Consider the following 1,461-nt stretch of genomic DNA (forward strand, 5'->3'; position numbering starts at 1 on the left):
TTTCTTTCGAAATTGACGTTTCTTGTTCAGTTTTCAAAGACCGTGCGCTCTCTTGCGAGTGCTTGTATATAATACCACCTCCCCCTCCCTCTGTCAATATTTTTTTTACTTTTTTTTGTTTTTTTTTAATATTTTTATATTGCTCGCATTGACATTATCGATATTCAATATTACGCTAAAATTGTAATAAATAATATAAGGAAAAGAGTGGTGTTTCTGGCAAGGAAAAAACTTTCCAGTTTGACTGAACAGACGTTCTATGTTCTTTTAGTTTAGTTAAAGAAAAATGTAGAAATGAAATCATATCTGCTGTTCAAAAGCTGACAAATTAATGAATCATCTGAACAAAGGGAAACTATCAAACAATTCCACATGAATGCTCATTCTTAAATCAAAGCACTCAAAACAAATGCTGATCAACAGCCAACAATATAGGGAGAAATGAATGAAAATAAAATACAAAATCATTCACTTTACAATTTATGAAAAAGATGTTCTTAAAACCTATCTTAACAATATGACAAATCAAGGATGACAGATAGAATGAATGAGCTGCATTATCATCTGTTTTTACGCACCAAACGATCACGACTATTATACTGTTGAATTTAATGAAAATCAGGGCTTTACAAATGATGAGGTCGATGTTCCTGGTCATCAGCTCAAACACTATGAAGAACTTGATTATCATTTTATCTGCTCTACTAAATACTTTTCAATTATCATTCTTTACAAACCAAGATTTTCTCAATAGAGGAAGATCTACAAAAAAGATACTTTTTAGAAGTCAGAAAAAAAATGAATTGTTTTTTTCAATTGCTTTATTATTATTTCTCTCCCTCTTTTTGTCTCTTGTCTTATTTCAGTCTATAAAAATGTTATTTCTATCCAGCAACCTTTTTATTGCCCTCTTTTTTGAATATTTATTCTATATCCTAACAATTATCTTTTTAAGATTTAAATATTATTCGTCAATTAAACAGATTCTATTGCGTACATATTTTATAGCTTTGCTATCATTTTATTGTAATTTGTCTTATCATGTTGCCGGTTCTCAAAAGATATTTGGGTAAAAATACTAGTAATTGCTTTCGTTATCAATCTTCTTATGAGTTTTATCACTTAGTTTATCTTAGTTTTAAGCTTGCTTTCTCGCATGTATGCGGTGGTAATGATACTTCAAAAGCTAAAGAAATCATTGACAGTTCCTATTATTGGAACAGGACCATTATCAATTACTATGAAAGTGAATCATTTTTATTAAAATATTTCTCTTCTCATATGAGCACACCATCTCATATTCCTATCCTTCCTCAAAATCCTCTTTCTTATACATATTATATCGATAAAAGTGTCTATTTACATGATGAAAAAATATTTACTGTAATGATTATAGTGGTGATAACCCTTATTCAGAAATACTTTTCATAAAAAGGAATCATTATTTGCTTTTACATCCTG

At 29.1% G+C, this 1,461-nt stretch carries 1 protein-coding gene; it reads left to right on the forward strand.

Annotated elements, in window-relative coordinates; translation table 11 throughout:
* Positions 1–547 precede the first annotated feature (547 nt).
* Positions 548–754, forward strand: coding sequence for a hypothetical protein (locus BQ5367_RS00025; protein ID WP_071440556.1), 207 nt, complete (start codon positions 548–550; stop codon positions 752–754).
* Positions 755–1,461: the final 707 nt, after the last annotated feature.

Source organism: Traorella massiliensis (genome assembly GCF_900104665.1).
Classification (GTDB): domain Bacteria; phylum Bacillota_I; class Bacilli_A; order Erysipelotrichales; family Erysipelotrichaceae; genus Traorella; species Traorella massiliensis.

Excerpts from the sequence above, each read along its gene's own strand:
- BQ5367_RS00025 (WP_071440556.1), top strand. The coding sequence starts at position 548 with ATGAGCTGCATTATCATCTGTTTTTACGCACCAAACGATCACGACTAT.